The sequence below is a fragment of the Nodosilinea sp. LEGE 07298 genome, assembly GCF_015207265.1.
Lineage (GTDB): Bacteria > Cyanobacteriota > Cyanobacteriia > Phormidesmidales > Phormidesmidaceae > Nodosilinea.
In genome coordinates this window covers 17,641-35,658 of the sequence record NZ_JADEXE010000008.1, presented here as the reverse complement: position 1 = coordinate 35,658, position 18,018 = coordinate 17,641, and the positions used below count along the sequence as shown (strand labels likewise).

Here is an 18,018-nt window from a genome sequence, read left to right as displayed (position 1 = left end):
TGCATTTATAATTTGACTCGGCGTAGTAACATCGCATTGATAGACACTACGACAGTTGAAACGCTCATGAAAATTGCCCCTACGGCTGGGGTTAGCAGAATGCCAAAGGGATAGGCGACTCCAGCTGCAAGCGGAATGCCAACTACGTTGTAGCCGGTTGCCCAAAACAAGTTTTGGATCATCTTGCCGTAAGTTGCTTTGGCCAGCTTTAGAGCATAGGTTGCATCGATTGGATCGCTCTTGATTAAGACCAGATTGGCAGATTCAATCGCAACGTTGGTGCCAGCCCCAATGGCGAGAGCTAAGTTGGCTTCAAGCATGGCTGGTGCATCATTGATGCCATCGCCGACAAACGCAACGGGCTTTTCTGATTTCAGTTTGCGGATGAGAGATGCCTTATCTTGCGGTAAGACTCGGGCATAGTAGCGATCGATGCCCAACTCATCGGCCACTGATTTAGCGACGGCTTCAGCATCGCCTGTGATCATGACAACCTCCAATCCCATGGCCTGTAGCTGCTCGATCGCCCGGAGAGATTGAGCACGGACTTTATCGGCTAGCCCAAACAGTGCCAGAAGCTGCTTGTCGTCCATCAGCGCGATCGCGCTTTCTCCACGCTGCTCAATGGTCACTAGCCCGGCCTGTAGCGAGTCTGCCACCGATAGCGCCAGTTCTTCGGCCCACTCAGGTCGCCCAACCCGATAGCGACGTCCGTTTACTGTACCCTCGACCCCTTTGCCAGCCACCGCTCGAAAGTCCGTGCCACCAGGCAACTTGGTTTGTCTGGCTTCTGCTTCCCGCACAATGGCTGCTCCTAGCGGATGCTCTGAAAAGGTTTCTAGTGAGGCTGCGATCGCCAGCGCATTCGGTTCGTCCACAGCGTCTGTGAAAATATGGCGAACCCCAAATTCACCCTCGGTTAAGGTGCCAGTTTTATCGAAGGCGATCACCTGAATCTTACGCGCTCGTTCAAACGCTTCACGGTTCCGCACTAAGATGCCATGCTTTGCCGATAGGGACGTAGCATTGACAATTACTAGGGGAATGGCCAAGCCTAAGGCATGGGGACAGGTGATAACGAGTACGGTTACGGCCCGATTAATCGCAAAAGTCAATGATGGGCCTACCGACAGCCAAACGACAAAGGTCAGTACGCCAACTGCGATCGCAGTCAAGGTCAGCCAATAGGCCAGTTGATCCGCTAGAGCCTGATATCGGCTGCGCGATGACTGTGCCTCTTCTACCAGACGCATGATTTGGCTCAGCGTCGTCTGCTCGCCTGTCCGAATGATTTTTAAGGTGAGTGCTCCTTCGCCATTGACAGAGCCACCTACGGCCTCATCTCCCACCTGTTTGATGACAGGACGAGACTCGCCAGTCAAAAAGGCTTCGTTAACGCTAGAGGCTCCTTCAATCACCTCGCCATCGATCGGAATTTGTTCGCCGGGTCTGACAAGAATGGTATCGCTGGGCTGCAAACTCTCGACTGAAACCTCTTCGAGCTTGCCTGCCCTAAAACGATGGGCTGTTGTTGGCACCAGATTTGCTAGGTGCTCTAGGGCGCGGCTAGCCCCTTGCACCGAGGCCATTTCTATCCAATGGCCTAGCAACATGATGGTGACTAAGGTAGCTAGCTCCCAGTAGAATGGCTCACCCTCTAACCCAAAAGAAACAGCCACACTGTAGACAAATGCAACTGTAATGGCTAAAGCAACCAGGGTCATCATCCCGATTTTGCTCTGTAGCTCAATCCAGGCACCCTTTAAAAATACCCAGCCGCCATAGCCATAGATCACCACACTTAAAAGAGGGCTCACTAATTCAGAGCCAGTAAACCGAATGGCCTGATAGCCAAACCACTGCTGAAAAGAAGGCGAAAAATACAGAACTGGTAGGGTCAGCACCAGGCAGACAAAAAACCGTCTGCGGAAAATCTCAGGGCTATGACCAGCATGCTTATCATGGACAGAGGAAGAGCCGTGGCCTACATGGCCATGATGTGTTTTAGAGTGATGCGTATGATCTTGGGCCATTTTGTGTCTCTCTATACTCGATTGTGCGATACGCCATCGATTAGAAGTGCCTAGGCCTTTTTCCTTATGAGTAGAAGGATGGAATCCCTTTACAAAGCTCAGCCCAGCTCAGAAATGAAGCTTTGTCTGTAGGAAAACCACAGATCTCGATCTGAACTTGGTATAGCTATAGCCTGACGAATGAATATGAAACCAGGATGAAAAGTATTACTTCTTTAGATCCTGGCGATGCCTAACATCCCTCCGACTCAATAGCCAGAGAAGGCTAACTTGAGAGCGCAGAAAAATCACCACAATAATGCGGTCGAGGCCTAACCTAGCGAAGCTGGCCTAGGGGCATGCCCGCACTGGTGAGGGGAAGCTTAATGGTAAAGGTGCTGCCCTTTGAGACGGCACTTTTGACGTGAATGCTGCCGCCATGGGCCTGGGCGATAGCCAGCGCGATCGACAGACCCAGCCCCGCCCCGCCGCTCTGGCGCGATCGATCTTTTTCGATACGGTAAAAGCGATCAAAAATTCGGGGTTGATCGTCGGGGTGAATGCCCACCCCAGTATCTTCTACGGTAATCAGGGCGTACTTATCTACGGCTCTGAGGCGGATAACGACTTTGCCGTCAGCAGGGGTGTGCTGTAGGGCATTGCTGACCACATTCAGCACCAGGCGGTAGAGCTGCTCTTCGTGACCAATTACTACCAGGGGCGGGGTTGCAGGCTGATCGAGCAGTAGGTCAATGCCCTTGGCCATAGACAACGCCGCCATCTCCTCCTCAATATCGCTCAGCACGTCCTGTAAGCAGCAGGCCAAGCCGGGCGTTGAGGTTTGGAGATCGAGCCGCGATAGCAGCAGCAGATCGCTGACTAAGAGGGTTAGGCGATGGTTTTGGCGAGCAACCACCTGGAGCGTATCGCGGGCCTCGGCATCGGAAATATCTGGTAATCGAATCACCGACTCGGTGGTGGCCTGAACAGCAGCCAGCGGGGTTCTCAACTCGTGGGCGGCATCCGCCGTAAACTGCTGGATGTTGCGGTACGACATTCGCACCGGCTCTAGCGCCACCCCCGCCAGCCACCAGCCAGCGACCGCCACCAGCGCCAGCGCCAGGGGTAAACCCAGGGCCATGTTCCAGCGAACCGTGGCGAGGTAGGCGGCAAAGTCATTGAGCGAACGGCCCACCACGACCCGACCCACCAGTTGCTGATCATCGAGGGCATACAGGGGCAGAATAACCTGGCGATAGGGCTGACCCGACCCATCGCGCAGGGTTTGCCAGAGTGAAGAAACATCAGGGTTGGGTAGTCCTGGAGAGTAGTCGCCAGCGGTCGCAACTAACGCCCCATTGGTGCCTAGCACTCGGATATAGTAGTTGCCGGAGTATAGGTCGTCGGGGTGATAGTGGTTCTTGCTGTGCTCAAAGGGGGCCAGGCAGGGATCCCCAGTTAGACAAAGGCTCGGCAGCAGTTCAGAGGAACCGCTCTCAATCTGATCGCCAGAGGTGAGAGATTTCTCTAGGTTGTCGTGAACGGCTTCGGCGACCGACTTTAGCTCGCGATCGGCGGCTACCCGATGGGCGTGGGCAATGGCCTCATACATCCCCAAAGCACTGATCGCCAGCACAACGGCCATGACACCGGTATACCAACCGGTGAGCTGCCATCGGCTGCGGCGAAACAGTCTATTCAGTTTTGAACCGGTATCCCATGCCATAGACGGTTTCGATCATGGAGTCATAGCCATATTGCCCCAGCTTACGGCGCAGCAGCCGCACCTGGGCCGCCACCACGTTGCTGATCGGTTCAGAGCCAAATTCCCACAGCTGGTTGAGCACCTGCTCTTGAGTGAGAATTTGATCGGGGTGCTCCATCAAATATTGCAGGAGCTGAAACTCTTTTTGGGTCAGTTCAATCGCCTGCTCGGAGGCGGTATCACTGTGCAGCAGGGCAATTCTGCGATCGCAGTCCAGCGTCAGCGGCCCAACTTGAATTTGGGCTGGCCTAAAATCAGCGGGGCGGCGTCTCAATGCTCGCAATCGGGCTAGCAGCTCATCCATGCTAAAGGGTTTGACCAGATAGTCATCGGCCCCGGCATCGAGCCCCGCAATGCGATCTTCGATGCGATCGTTAGCAGTCAGCATAAGAATCGGGAGAGCATTCTGCCGCGCCCGTAGCCAGCGACAGATTTCCAGCCCCGTTAGCCCTGGCAGCATCCAGTCCAGCACTCCCAGCACGTAGGTGACACTGCTGCTCTCCAGATAGGTCAGGGCTTCATCCCCGGACTGCACCCAGTCCACTACGTAGGCTTCTTGGGTCAGCGTGCGCTTTATTGCTCGCCCTAGATCTGGCTCATCTTCAACCAACAAAATACGCATTGATAGTTGCTCAGGCTAACGGAAGGCGCGATCGCAGCAAGTCGTTGCACCACATCGCTACCAGAAAATACCACCTGATAATGAAACCACAATGAAATTGAAATTGATCACGGCACAGCCGTTACCACCATCAATCCCCAGATCAGTCCAAAGCGTCCCTTCGTTGCTTGCTGAATCTTAAAGCCTGTAGCATTGAGTGAATGATGAAATTCAGCTTGGGTGTAACACTGTTGATGGGCTGGGTCGAAGCGCTGAAGCAGGGCATCACACACCCGACAAACAAAATAATCTTTACACCAATCTAAAATAACTACCCTGCCCCCCGGCGTCACAACGCGCTTTATTTCTTTTAGGGCAAGCTCAGGATTATCAAAGTAATGAAACGAGTTGGCGGAAACGATGACATCAAAGCTGCGGTCAGCGAAGGGGAGATCTGAAGCAGTAGCGAGTTGCAGGGAGACATTGGGATAGGGTTTGAGCTTTTGATGGGCGATCGCTAGCATCTGCTCGGAAATATCTATCCCCGTGATCAGCTGGTCTGGGCTGTCTTGCAATAGCAATCGCTCAAATTCTCCTGTCCCGCAGGCTAGGTCAAGCACCCTGGCTTCCGCTGGAATCATGGCCCATTGCTTTAGAAACCGCAACATTTTCGCGATGTAATGCTGCCAGCGGCGATCGTATACTGACGCCAATTCATTGTATTGCTGTCTGACAGTTGATTCACTCATCCATATATCCTCAGCATTACCTTGGGCTTCTTAGAGACATTAGACTTGATAGAAGCCGGGTCACGATATTACCGCTCCAGTAAGTGAAGGGACGCTTAAAGAAACCCGGCTCTCTAACAATTTCCTTGGATTAGGCAGTAGCATGGACAGGAGTTTTGCCATTGAGGAAGCCTGCCCCAGGGCGCACCTCAATAGTGCCAAAGTTCATTTTCATGCCGCACATAAACTCGTAATCGCCTGGTTGGGTAGGCGTGAATTCCACTGGCACCGTTTTGCCTTCGGGGAGATCCACCGCAATGCCAAAGTCAGGAATCAGCAGTTCGCTGTAGCAGCCGCTGGGGGTATCGCGCCGAAAGTCGAGCCGCACAGGCCGACCCGCTTCGACAACAATACGGTTGGGTTGGTAGCCCTTCGCCGCCGTCACCGTAGCGGTTTGAATGCCCTCTGGGGTGAGCGTCTCCGCCGTTCCATCGTCAGAAGCAACGGCGGCTGTGGTGGTGGTTGCCTCTGAAGGATGGTGCTGATGGTCGGTAGGTTCTGCTGTGGCTGTAGCTACAGGGGAAATTGCGTCTCCGTCCTCGGCCACCACTTCGACGGTGCCGCGAAACATATTCATGCCGCAGGCAAACTCGTAACGACCGGGCTGAGTGGGGGTGAACTCGATCGCTGTCGTCTGGTTCACTGGCAGCGCCTGAGCAATGCGAAAGTCTGGGAAGCGCACTTCTTCTAAGCAACTGCTGGGGTCTTTGCGGTAGAAGTTGAGCCGCACTGGCTGCCCGGTCTGCACCACGATGTAGCTAGGGTCGTAACCGCCATCGACGGTAACAGTCACCTCTTGCACCCCGCCGGTGACCGTGGCTTGGCGTGACTTAGGCTTGCTGAGCAGGAACCACCACAGCTCTAGCCCAATGAGGCTTAAGCCCGCTCCAGTAACGGCGACTCTAGACCACAGCGGTTGCTCAATGCGCTGAAACTGCCCGGTTGGCTCTGAAGCGTGATCGGTCATGGTGTCATGGTTGACCTGGGCCGAGGTGCCGCTCGCGAGGGTAGCGACCATCGCCAAGCTGGCCAAACTGGTGAGGGTAAGGTGTCTTATTTTCATGGGGATGCTCCTAAGCAAAGACGTTAACAACAAGTCCTGACAGTGCGCCCACTAAGAAACCGAATCCGGTGAGTAGGGCGAAGGAAGAAGAAGAGAAGTGGGTCATCATGGGAGAAGTCCTTTTATGAGCGGTGAAGGGCAGGGATGAGGGGGTAAGAGGAGCAAGGGAGTTTTGCGTTCTCGATGACTCAAACACCTCATCCCCCCGTTACTCCATCACCCTTGCAACTTCGGGCGAAAGTTCCGCAACCTAAGCGCGTTCGTCACCACCGACACCGAGCTCAGAGCCATCGCTGCCCCAGCGATAATTGGGCTGAGCAGCCAGCCAAAGAAGGGGTAGAGAATGCCCGCTGCGATCGGGATGCCCGCGACGTTGTAGATGAAAGCAAAGAACAGGTTTTGGCGAATGTTGGCCATGGTGGCGCGGGAGAGCTGAATGGCGGTGACGATGCCGTGCAGGTCGCCGGAGATCAGGGTGATGTCGCTGGCGGCGATCGCCACATCGGTGCCTGTACCAATGGCCATACCCACATCCGCCTGGGCTAGGGCGGGGGCATCGTTGATGCCGTCACCCACCATCGCCACAATCTTGCCTTCCTGCTGTAAGCTTTCGACCTGGGCAGCCTTTTGGTCGGGGCGTACTTCGGCAAAGACGCGGCGTATGCCGACTTCGCGGGCGATCGCCTCGGCGGTGCGGCGGTTATCGCCGGTCAGCATCACCACTTCCAGCCCCATCCGTTGCAGGGTGGCAATAGCGGCAACAGAGGAGGGCTTGACGGCATCGGCGATCGCCAGTAGCGCTTCGACCTGACCATCCACCGCCAGCCACACCACGGTGCGACCGAGGGATTCTAGTCTGTCCCACTGGGTTTGCAGGCGATCGGTAGCAATGCCCAATTCGGCCATCCAGCGGTGGGTGCCAATCTGAACTCTGCGACCTTCTACCAAACCCTGAACCCCACTGCCCGCAACGGCTTCAAAGTTTTTGGCATCGGTCAGCGTTGCGCCCTGGGCCTGGGCATACTGGGCCACGGCCTCGGCCAGGGGATGCTCAGAGTTGCGTTCCAGCGAGCCCGCCAGCGTCAGCAGGTGCAGTTCGGTGGCGGTGCCGTTGAGGGTCACGTAATCCGTCACAGTGGGTTTGCCCTGGGTGATGGTGCCCGTTTTATCCAGCACAATGGTTTGGATTTTGTGGGCCAGCTCTAGGCTGTCGGCCCCTTTAATCAGAATGCCGTTCTCGGCCCCTTTGCCTGTGCCCACCATAATTGAGGTCGGCGTGGCTAATCCTAAAGCACAGGGGCAGGCAATAATCAGCACGCCTACGGTGGTAATTAGCGCCATCGTGACATTGCCCATGACGTTGTACCAGACGATGAAGGTGAGAATCGCGATCGCAATCACCGCCGGTACAAACCACGCCGTCACTTGGTCGGCCAGCTTTTGAATCGGGGCTTTCGACGCCTGGGCCTGCTGCACCAGCTTGACGATCTGCGCCAGGAACGTGTCTTTGCCGATGCGGGTGGCGCGGAACTTAAAGCTGCCGGTTTTATTCAGCGTTGCGCCGATCACCTCATCGCCGACGGTTTTCTGCACGGGCACGCTTTCGCCCGTCACCATCGCTTCATCCAGGGTGGACGCGCCGTCAATAATTTCGCCATCGACGGGAATTTTCTCCCCAGGCCGCACCAAAATCACGTCGCCCAGAACTACTTCGGCAATGGGAATGTCGTACTCGCGGCCCTCGCGAATGACTCGGGCGGTTTTGGCCTGCAAGCCCATCAGCTTACGAATCGCCTCGGAGGTCTGGCCCTTAGCGCGGTTCTCCAGCAGTCGCCCTAGCAAAATCAGGGCAACAATCACCGCCGCTGCTTCAAAATACACGTCGGGGTTCAGCCCCTGGGCAATGAACCACTGGGGGTAAATCGTGGGAAACAGCGAGTAGAGAAACGCCGTACCCGTGCCCACCGCTACCAGGGTATCCATGCTGGCGGAGTGACGCTTCAAAGCCTTCCAGGCGTTGATAAAAAAGGAATTTCCGGCCCAAAACAGCACCGGGGCCGTCAGCACCAGCTGCAACCAGGGGTTGTGCAGCCACATCGGAATAAACGGAATCGGCAGGCCCAGCATCATCGGCAGCGAGCCGACGACCAGAATGCCGCCAATGATTAGGCTAAAGACGGCTTTGCGGGTAAGCTGGCGGTTTTCGGCCTCGCGCTCCCGCCGCTCGGCATCGTCCTCGGCGGCGAGGGGGTCTTCGCTCATGGGCTGGGCGGTGTAGCCCGCCTCATCCACCGCTGCCTGAATGTGGGTGAGGTTGGTCTGGTGGGGGTCGTAGGTGACGGCGGCCTGCTCAGCGCCAAAATTCACGCTGCACGCCTCGACACCGGGGACGCTGCGAATGGCATCTTCAATGGTGCTGGCACAGGCGGCGCAGCTCATGCCCCGCAGCTTTAAGAGTTGGTTTTGCATCGATATCCTCCTTATCGGGATCAATGGCTGGTCAGAATCAATGACTGAACGGCAGAACTAGGCCACGGTATAGCCAGCGTCGATAATGGCCTGCTTAATGACCGCCTCGGTGGCGGCAGTGGTAACGTTGACCTGCTTGGTTTTGGGATCGGCGTTGACCTGAGCGGTGCGGTCAATCGTTTGAATGGCTTGGGTTACAGCCTTGACACAGGAAGAACAAGCCAGGTTGGGAACGGTGAAGGAAAGGGACATAACAAACCTCTAAATGCTGTATGGATTTATCTTGGAGGCTCCAGTGCGCTGGAGAGTCAAGGGGGGAGTCAAGGTTTTTGCTGCTGCACCTTTAAATCAGGTGAATCCCAAGGTTGCAGATGTCATTCTGAAGCCAGCAACGACATCTGCCTTCTATGGGTCAGTTAAAGTAGGGCGCAGCCGGTCAATCGAGGTCAATATCCATAGATTTGGATGCGGCCATACCCCAAGAACTGACCCACACCGTCATCTTCATCGGGATAGGCTGTTACGCCAAAGAGGTAGACTCCATCCGTAGGATTGCTGGTCGTTTCTAAGGTCACCGTTACGGTTTCACCAGGGGCTACTGGCTGATCAAAAACGACCCAGATCTCCTCAGAATTTTCAGCCTCACCTCCTAGACTAACTAAGTTAAGACGCTCACCATTGGCATAGGCACCTCCTCGGTGGACGGTGGTAGCATTCAGGTCAAAATCAATTTGGGCTGCGCGGTCTTGAGGGGCAATGAGAATAGCCTTAAGGGCTTCGCCAGCATGATCAGGAACATGAATAACAAAATGGTAACGACCTCCTTGAAACGGTGTCTGATCCATAGTCGTCACTTCAGCTAAATGGGGGCTATGGTCAAACGAAACCTCTGCAATATCAAAAGTCTCTGCCCGTGCAGACACATTTAATGCGACTGCGCTGAGTACAGACAAAGCGCTAATAGACAGGGTATTTACGATGCGTTTCATAATGCTATTTCCTAGCTCGACTCTACAACCTTACAGTTTCCAGCTTGGTGGAATGTCAAGCATTTTCGGAAAATAAAATCGAGATCATGAGTTTCAGTAAGATGTGCCATGGACAAAGGGCTTAAGCCCCTTATTCTTTAGCGAATAGAGGTATAAAACCAATCGGATATTCGCCAAATAAAAGCTATGGCTATCAGTTATTTCCCTTTAAAATGAATGACTTCCTATGGCATCAAAAATACGCCATAGGAAGTCAATAATGTTATGAATTAGGTGCAAGGATGACAGCTTGGCCTATCCCCGCTCAGGCAACAGGCCAGCCCCGTAGCAGGAATGAGCTAAATCAGCGACTCTTATCCAGCATTTGGCCATTACCGAATCCGCAAACTAACCAGCGATCGCACCGTTCCGAGAAACGTTTACGGGGATTATCGTCCTCGAAAACGCCAGACGGCGTTGCCCACGCCGTATTGCACAATCAGCAAAAGTCCTCCCGCCATGGCCAAATTTTTCATGAACATAACCTGCTCTAGGGGGTCACCAAAATTGCTGTGGAAGATAAAGCCAGTCAGCAGGGTAAAGAATGCTAGTGCAGCGGCCCCCAATCGAGGATAAATGCCCAGTAGAACAGACATAGCGCCGAGCAATTCTAAAACAATTGCAGCGGGCAAAAACAGCCAGGTCAGCGGCATACCGAAAGCAGCCATATAGGCCTGGGTGTCTGCTGGATGGAGGATTTTATTGGCACCAGACAACAGGAAGATAGCGACTAGTAGAATGCGAGCAACCAACGGCAATAGATTACGAGTAGCGTGTAGCCCTGTTGCTATAGCTCGTTGGTCAGCGTTTGGCTCAAAGGGAAATGAACGAGAAGAAGGTTGCTTCATGACAAATAATCCAATGCGGTAATCGGTATCAGAGAATGTGATTGGCTCTAGTTGCGATACTTGCAAGGCCAATGAATTGGGTATCAGAAATATAGCGTTTCCCTGGCTAATGAGATGGACCTTGCCGAGGAAAGTCTTTCGATAATAAGGGACTTAAGCCCCTTGCCTACATCTCACTAGATCGAGAAACGCTAAAGGGTTCTGCTACCTGTTGTCCAAAGACGTGAGAAACACTATAGAAAAGCGAAAGGTCAGAGCTACCAAGTTTTGGCTAGTTCCATTAGGCGGGCAATCGAGGCTTCAGTGGCTTTTTGCTGCTGATCATCGCCCATCCCTTGATAGGGAACCTCAACGTACTCCACATCCTGAATGCCCAAAAAGCTCAAGATGAACTGTAGATAGGGTACGCAAAAATCCATTGCACTCTCTGGTGTTTCAGGGGTATATTTTCCAGCCCGAGAGCTAATAATGATGGCCTTCTTATCGGTGAGGCGACCCTCAAAGGTTTGTGTGTCGCGATTGTAGTCTACGGTATGGCCAACCCGAATTATCTGATCGAAGTAAGCTTTCAAGTGTGCGGGAATACCAAAGTTATACATTGGGACTCCCAGCACCAGGCGATCGGACGCAAATAGCTCAGCAATTAAGGTATCTGAGGTGGCTAACAATGCCCTAGTTTCGTCGGTCTGGTCGGATGCTGGAGTTAAGTTAGCGGCTACCCAGTCATTGGTAATTAAGGCAGGGGGTTGTGCCCCCAAGTCCCGCAGGTAATGCTGAGCTTTGGGATGATAGGCCTGCCATTGGTAAATAAATTTGGATGCTAGGGTGCGAGTTACTGATCGATCCTGACGAACGCTGGTCTGAATTTCTAGCAGTTTCATGGGGCTTCTCTGATAGGTTGACTGAGGATGATGAGAAGGGAAGACTGGGCTCTAATGTGAATGCCTATGATCAAGGGGAGCTAGGGGAGTAGAACAGGCTAGATCTGGAACAGTAAATAGAATGCTCATGGCAAATCTCTCAATGTGTATGGGTCTATCTTGGGGGCTCCAGTATGCTGGAGAGTCAAGGGGTCTAGATCAAACAATTTGTAAGGCGGTTAATTATTATTTTTATTGCGTCTTGAAACAACAATGAGGGGCATAAAGACTATGCCCCTCACTGCGTTAGCGGTTAGATTTTATGGCTTGTACCTGTGCTGCGTGGACAAGTCTAAAGCCAGCCTAGATTAGGCCATTGCCATGCTCATGCGGCGGCAAGTTTCTGCACAGCGGCGGCACATCTCGGCGCAGGCCTGCATTTGGGTATCGTCGCCCATGCTGGCGCAGTCCTCGGCGCAGCGATCGCACACCTCCGCACAGGCCCCGCAAAAATGAGCATGCAGGTCAGAGCCGCGCAACATGAAATTGGCGCTGGTTTGGCAGCTCTCCACGCAGTCCATCATCAGGCGAATGTGGGACGGCTCGGCGTGGTGACCGCCCTGCTCTAGGCAGTAGGTGATGGTGTTGAGACAGATGCTGTGGCAATCGAGGCAGTTTTGAATGCACTGCTGCATCTCGTCATTTAGGTTGTGTAATTTGAGGGTTTGAATCGGCATAATTTACCTCTCTAGCCTTTACAAGATCCTGATCATTTCGGTCTTCTCTCTAACTTAAAGAGAGACTAGAAACCACCAAATCTAGCTATTGAGAGAGATTACCAAATTCAATATTTCATACCGTCAACAGCTCACATTTCATCCTGATTTCATTTTTGCGTGGCACGCTGCCGTAGTGGTAAATGCGCACCATGCCAGCGAAAGAGGTACTGAAATGACACTGAAACTAGCTGCGATCGCCCTGCTCGGCCTTACCGCCGCCGTTGGTCTGCCCGCCTGCGCTAACTCCCGCGACGCGGCAGTTGAGCCATCTACCGAAACCGCCCAGATGGATCACGGCGGCATGGGCCAGATGGAGGGTAGCGGCATGATGGATCACGGCAGCATGGATCTCGGCCCCGCCGACGAAAGCTTTGACCTGCGCTTCATCGACGCCATGATCATGCACCACCAGGGCGCGGTCGTAATGGCAGAGGACGCCCAGCAAAACTCTACCCGTCCCGAAATTCAAACCCTGGCTAGCGAGATTATTGCGGCTCAACAGACCGAAATTGCTGAAATGCAGGCCTGGCGGCAAGCCTGGTACCCTGACGCTCCGGCAGACCCGGTCATGTATCACGCCGAGATGGGTCACATGATGCCCATGAGTGCAGATATGATGTCAGCCATGATGATGAATATGGATCTCGGTGCCGCTGACGATGAGTACGACCTACGCTTTATCAACGCCATGATTCCCCACCATGAGGGGGCGTTGACTATGGCGCAAGAAGCGCTAGCTAAGAGCAGCCGTTCTGAAGTCCAGGCGTTGGCGGAAGCCATTATCGCCAGCCAGCAGGTCGAAATCGACCAGATGACCCAGTGGCGGCAAGGCTGGTACGGCCAGTAGGGCGATCGCCCTCCCGCAGTAGCGCTAAAAACCCGGTTTCTTCGTCACTGCTCCCAGGGCATACCCGCATTCTGGGCAAGAAGCCGGGTTTCTGAACCGGTGCCCTAAGCCGAAATTTGCAGGTTGCCCATCATGCCCAAGTCCTCGTGGTCGAGGATGTGGCAGTGGTAGACCGTCTTGCCCGCAAAGGTGCGGAAAGGCACGCGAATCCGTACTGTTTCGCCGCCCTTCACCAACACCGTATCTTTCCAGGCGCGGTAGGGTTCAGGCTGCCCACTGCGACTCACCACCTGGAACGGGTTGACGTGTAAATGGAAGGGGTGATCCATCAAGTCAGGATCAACGTTAGCAAGTTCCCACTCTTCCACGGTGCCGAGCTGGGCTTCAATGTCGATGCGCTTTTCGTCGTAGGGCTGGCCGTTAAACCAAAATTCCATGCCCATCCCTTGACCCATGCCGTGCCCCATGGTCATGGAAAGCTCGATGCGGCGGGTGACAGTCGGTTCCGGCAGCGTTTCCACGGTGCCTAGCTGACGGGGTAGCGGTAGCGCCGCGACGGAGCCACTGTAGGCCAGGGTGGCGAGGGGTTGAGCGTCACCGGAGGAACCCCTGCCACCGTGCATCATGCCGCCCATGCCATGGCCGCCGCCCATCATGCCACCCATGCCGCCCATCATGCCGATGCCATTGCGGTTATAGGGCAGGTTGAGCAGGCGGTAGGTGTCCGGTTGTCGGTTGCCCTGCACCAGAACTTCGGCCCGTTCGCCGGGAGCGAGGAGGAGTTCTTGAATTTGGACGGGGGATGCGATCGCACCCCCATCCGTAGCAATTAACTGGAACGGGTGCCCCTCTAGCTGCAACTTATAGAACCGCGAGGCCGACGCATTTAGCAAACGCAGCCGCAGCAACCCGCCTTGGGGAACGCTCAAGCTGGGATTAAGCTGACCGTTTACCGTGACCAGCGACCCTTCGCGCCCCATCATCAGCGCCATGTGATCGGCGGGTGGAACGTTGCCCGCTCGGTCAATTTCATAATCTCTGAGAACAATAAATTCCTCCTGGGCAGCTTTCACCTCAGGAATCTCATCCAGTTCGCCGCGAATGACGAATAGCCCTGCCAATCCGCCAAAGAGCTGTTCTGCCGCGTGGTGGTGGTGATGGGGGTGATACCAGAATGTGCCCGCTGGGTGATCGGCGGGAATGGTGAATTCGTAGGTGAAGGTTTCGCCTGGTGCCACGCTGACAAACACGTTATCGCCTGTGCCCTCGGGGGTGATGTGCAGCCCGTGGTAGTGCAGGTTGGTGGGCTGATCGAGCTGGTTGTGCAGGCGAATGCGAACGGTATCGCCGGGGCGGGCCTCTAGCCGGGGGCCGGGGCTTTGGCTGTTGTAGCTGAGCAGGTTGGCGGTGCGATCGCCCACTTGTACTGGGCTCACCGCAGCGGTTAAATCGACCTCTAGCAGGCCATCTTGGCTGGTGTAAATAGTGGGGGCAGCGATCGCAGAAAATCCATCAGCAACAGGACGATTCCCAGCCCAATGGAGGGTTGCCGCACTGCCAATGCCAGCCGCTCCGAGGGCGATAAAATGACGACGCTTCATGGTCTTTTCCTTTTCCCTAGGGAAGGGTAATGATTGGTTGAAATGCCCGTCAATGCAGCGTGACAGGGGTTAAAAAGCTTGATGACTCTATGCTAGAGACTCCAGTGTGCTGGAGTGTCAAGGGGGCGTTGATAAGTTCACAAACCTGGGCTTGCTCTATCGGAACGCCTTGATCACGCGCTGTTGCACGTTGCCGATCGCGATATAGAGCACCGGCACCACAAACAGCGTGAGCACCGTCGCCACCAACATGCCGCCAAAGATAGCTGTACCCAACGATTGGCGACTGGCCGAGCCTGCCCCCGTAGCCACCATCAGCGGATAAATACCCAACAGGGTCGAGATGGCAGTCATCAAAATCGGGCGCAGCCGTTCTTGGGAAGCCTGCACCGCCGCTTGGGTGAGGGATAGCCCTTCGTCCCGCAGCTGGTTGGCAAACTCCACGATCAAAATGGCGTTTTTACTGGCCAGACCAATCAGCATTACCAGCCCCACCTGGCAGTACACGTCGTTGTACAGCCCGCGCATTGACTGGGCCGCTAGCGCCCCCAACACCGCCAGGGGCACCGCCAGCATAATCGTCAGCGGATCGACAAAGCTGTTGTACTGGGCCGCCAGCACCAGAAACACAAAGAAAATCCCTAGGCCAAAGATGATCGGCGCTTTGCCGCCCGATTCCAGTTCTTCGAGGGAAATGCCCGACCACTCAAAGCCCAGGTTGGGGGGCAGCACCTCGGTCGCTAGCTTCGCCATCGCCTGCATGGCTTCACCAGAGCTGGTGCCGGGAGCCGCTGAACCGTTAATTTCAATGGCGCGGTGCAGGTTGTAGTGGTTGATGATCTGCGGGCCGGTGGTGCGGGTGACCGTGACCAGGGCGCTGAGGGGAATCATGTCGCCCGATCGCGATCGCACGTATAGCTGCCCAATGCTGTCGGGGTCGGCGCGGAAGGCGGCATCGGCCTGCACATAGACTCGATAGGTGCGGCCAAAGGCGTTGAAATCGTTGACGTAGCGGGAGCCGAGGTAGGTTTGCAGGGTGCCAAAAATCTCCTCGACGGGGACTTGCAGAGCTTCGGCGCGATCGCGGTTGACCTCCACCTGAAGCTGGGGCGCGTTGGAGGTGTAGAGGCTAAACACCCCCTGCAAGCCGGGGGTCTGGTTGGCCTTTGCCAAAATCGCCCCTTTCATTTGATCCAATTCGTTAATGTCTGAGGTGCTGCTGTCGCGATCTTGAAGCTGAAACACAAAGCCGCCGACGCTGCCGAGGCTGGGAATAGTGGGCGGGTTCACCGCAATCACCGGTGCTTGGGGAATGCCCATCAGCGGCATCCGCACCCGGTTGAGAATGCCCGTCACCGACTGCTCAGGCTGCCGCCGCTCCTGCCAGGATTTCAGCGGCGCAAACAGAATGCCCCGGTTGGGGGTGTTGCCGTTAAAGCCCACGCCCCCCATGGCAAAGGTGCCTTCCAGCTCTGGCACCGCCAGCAACTGCTGCTCGGCCTGGGCCACCACCTGCTCGGTGTAGTTGAGGGAGGTGCCGTCTGGCCCCTGCAAAATGCTGATGAAATAGCCCTGGTCTTCTTCGGGCAAAAAGGCCTGGGGCACCTGGGTGTAGAGCCACCCCGTCGCCACTAACAGGCCCACAAACCCGACCAAAACGAGGCTCTGCCATTGCGTCAGCCGACCCAGGCTCCAGCGATAGCCGCGCTCTAGCCAGGTCAGAAAGCCGTTGATGCGGCGGTAGATCCAGCCCAGCCAGCCGGTTTGACGCGGTTGTGCCCGCAGCAGCAGCGCCGAGAGCGCTGGGGTAAGGGTGAGGGCGTTGAGGGTGGAAATTGCGATCGCAAAGGCAATCGTCAGCGCAAACTGCTGGTAGAGCTGCCCCGCCGTACCGGGGAAAAAGCCCACTGGCACAAACACCGCCATCAACACCAGCGAAGTGGCAATCACCGCGCCAAAGAGCTGCCGCATGGAGGCAATCGCCGCCTGCACGGGCGATAAACCTTCCTTTTGAATCAGGCGGCTGATGTCTTCCACAATCACAATCGCGTCATCCACCACCATGCCCGTCGCCAGGGTCAGGCCAAACAGCGTCAGACTGTTGAGGGAAAAGCCAAAGAGTTTGACAAAGGCGAAGGTGCCCACCAGCGACACCGGAATCGTGATGGCGGGAATCACTGTAGTGCGCCAGTCTTGCAAAAACACAAAGATCACCAGCACCACCAGCACCACCGCCTGCAACAGCGTGATAATCACCTCCCGAAACGACGCCTCCACAAACCGCGACGAGTCGTAGGGAATCTCATAGATTAGCCCTGGGGGAAAGCGTTGCGCTAGCCGCGTCATCTCGGCTTTGACGGCTTTGGCAATGGCGAGGGAGTTGCTGCCGGGGGTTTGCAAAATCTGGTAGCCCACCGCCGGATGACCGCTGTAGCGGGCAAAGGTGCTGTAGCGCTCGGCTCCCAACTCGGCCCGGCCCACATCCTTCAGCTTGACCAGATCGCCCGCCGCCCCTGCCTTGAGCACCACGTTCTCAAATTCTGCCGGGCTGCTCAGCCGTCCCAGGGTTTGCAGATCGAGCTGGTAAAGCTGCCCGTCATCGTTCGGCGGTTGACCGATGCTGCCCACCCCCAGCTGCACATTCTGCCGACGCAGGGCGGTGATCACATCCTGGGCCGTGAGCTGGCGACTGGCGAGGCGATTGGGGTCAAGCCAGATACGCATGGCGTAGCGCCGCTCGCCAAAGGGGACGATCGCCCCCACGCCAGGAATTCGCCGCAGATCATCGAGCACATAGAGATCGGCATAGTTACTGATGAAGGTGTCGTCGTAGCGATCGTCCTCGCTGTAGAGGGCCATCGCCAGCACAATCGAGCTAGACTGCTTCGACACCTGTACCCCTGTTTGCCGCACCGCCTCCGGCAGCTGGGGTTCTACTTGCAATACCCGATTCTGCACATCCGAGGCCGCCACATCAATGTCGTACCCCTGGTGAAAGGTGACGACGATGGTGCTGGTGCCGTCGTTGCTGCTGGTGGAGCTGATGTAGCGCATCCCTTCCACGCCGTTGATCTGGCGCTCTAGCACGTTGGTCACGGTTTCTTCCACCACCTGGGCGTTGGCCCCGACAGCGTTGGCAGTGACGGTAATCTGCACGGGGCTGATATCGGGATACTGCTCAATGGGCAGCAGCGGCAGGCTGATCAACCCCACCACCAGGATGACCAGGGCACAGACAATAGCAAAGACAGGCTTTTTGATAAAGAAGTCCGTAAACATGGAGTCACCTCTGGGTGTAGTAGGGGGGCTGGTAAGGTTTTCTGAAGAAATGCTGATTCACGGTTGGTTGGAACTTTG

General features: G+C 55.5%; 14 protein-coding genes. 1 reads left to right on the top strand and 13 read right to left on the bottom strand.

The window, feature by feature from the left end:
• Positions 1-5 precede the first annotated feature (5 nt).
• The 11 genes from IQ273_RS02085 to IQ273_RS02035 form a co-directional block, all read right to left on the bottom strand.
• On the bottom strand, positions 6-2,033 hold the full coding sequence (locus IQ273_RS02085; RefSeq protein ID WP_194021521.1) for a heavy metal translocating P-type ATPase: 2,028 nt from the start codon (positions 2,031-2,033) through the stop codon (positions 6-8).
• A gap of 316 nt (positions 2,034-2,349) precedes the next feature.
• Positions 2,350-3,738 carry a two-component system sensor histidine kinase RppB gene (rppB, locus tag IQ273_RS02080; protein WP_194021520.1) on the bottom strand — a complete coding sequence of 463 codons (1,389 nt, stop codon included), beginning with the start codon at positions 3,736-3,738 and terminating at the stop codon, positions 2,350-2,352.
• Positions 3,707-4,399, bottom strand: coding sequence for a two-component system response regulator RppA (rppA, locus tag IQ273_RS02075; protein ID WP_194021519.1), 693 nt, complete (start codon positions 4,397-4,399; stop codon positions 3,707-3,709). Before rppA ends, rppB begins: the two co-directional genes overlap by 32 nt.
• Before the next feature lie 107 nt (positions 4,400-4,506).
• Positions 4,507-5,133, bottom strand: a complete 627-nt coding sequence (locus IQ273_RS02070; protein ID WP_313898003.1) for a class I SAM-dependent methyltransferase — start codon at positions 5,131-5,133, stop codon at positions 4,507-4,509.
• A gap of 124 nt (positions 5,134-5,257) precedes the next feature.
• On the bottom strand, positions 5,258-6,229 hold the full coding sequence (locus IQ273_RS02065) for a cupredoxin domain-containing protein (protein ID WP_194021517.1): 972 nt from the start codon (positions 6,227-6,229) through the stop codon (positions 5,258-5,260).
• Positions 6,230-6,445: 216 nt separating this feature from the next.
• Positions 6,446-8,698 carry a heavy metal translocating P-type ATPase gene (locus tag IQ273_RS02060; RefSeq protein ID WP_194021516.1) on the bottom strand — a complete coding sequence of 751 codons (2,253 nt, stop codon included), beginning with the start codon at positions 8,696-8,698 and terminating at the stop codon, positions 6,446-6,448.
• Positions 8,699-8,755: 57 nt separating this feature from the next.
• A complete protein-coding gene (locus IQ273_RS02055) occupies positions 8,756-8,950 on the bottom strand; it encodes a heavy-metal-associated domain-containing protein (protein WP_194021515.1) in 195 nt (64 codons plus the stop codon).
• 194 nt (positions 8,951-9,144) lie between these two features.
• Complete coding sequence (locus IQ273_RS02050) at positions 9,145-9,687, bottom strand: DUF2808 domain-containing protein (protein ID WP_194021514.1); 543 nt, start codon at positions 9,685-9,687, stop codon at positions 9,145-9,147.
• A 428-nt stretch (positions 9,688-10,115) separates the two neighbouring features.
• A complete protein-coding gene (locus tag IQ273_RS02045) occupies positions 10,116-10,646 on the bottom strand; it encodes a DoxX family protein (protein ID WP_228052230.1) in 531 nt (176 codons plus the stop codon).
• 185 nt (positions 10,647-10,831) lie between these two features.
• Positions 10,832-11,455 (bottom strand): FMN-dependent NADH-azoreductase, encoded by a 624-nt coding sequence (locus IQ273_RS02040; RefSeq protein ID WP_194021513.1) that lies wholly within the window; start codon positions 11,453-11,455, stop codon positions 10,832-10,834.
• Positions 11,456-11,802: 347 nt separating this feature from the next.
• Positions 11,803-12,171 carry a four-helix bundle copper-binding protein gene (locus IQ273_RS02035; protein WP_194021512.1) on the bottom strand — a complete coding sequence of 123 codons (369 nt, stop codon included), beginning with the start codon at positions 12,169-12,171 and terminating at the stop codon, positions 11,803-11,805.
• A gap of 214 nt (positions 12,172-12,385) precedes the next feature.
• On the opposite strand from IQ273_RS02035, the gene IQ273_RS02030 reads away from it, so the two are divergent.
• A complete protein-coding gene (locus IQ273_RS02030; RefSeq protein ID WP_194021511.1) occupies positions 12,386-13,060 on the top strand; it encodes a DUF305 domain-containing protein in 675 nt (224 codons plus the stop codon).
• 104 nt (positions 13,061-13,164) lie between these two features.
• Here the strand turns inward: IQ273_RS02030 and IQ273_RS02025 are convergent, their stop codons facing one another.
• Positions 13,165-14,661, bottom strand: coding sequence for a multicopper oxidase family protein (locus IQ273_RS02025; RefSeq protein ID WP_194021510.1), 1,497 nt, complete (start codon positions 14,659-14,661; stop codon positions 13,165-13,167).
• 156 nt (positions 14,662-14,817) lie between these two features.
• Positions 14,818-17,940 (bottom strand): efflux RND transporter permease subunit, encoded by a 3,123-nt coding sequence (locus IQ273_RS02020; RefSeq protein ID WP_194021509.1) that lies wholly within the window; start codon positions 17,938-17,940, stop codon positions 14,818-14,820.
• Positions 17,941-18,018: the final 78 nt, after the last annotated feature.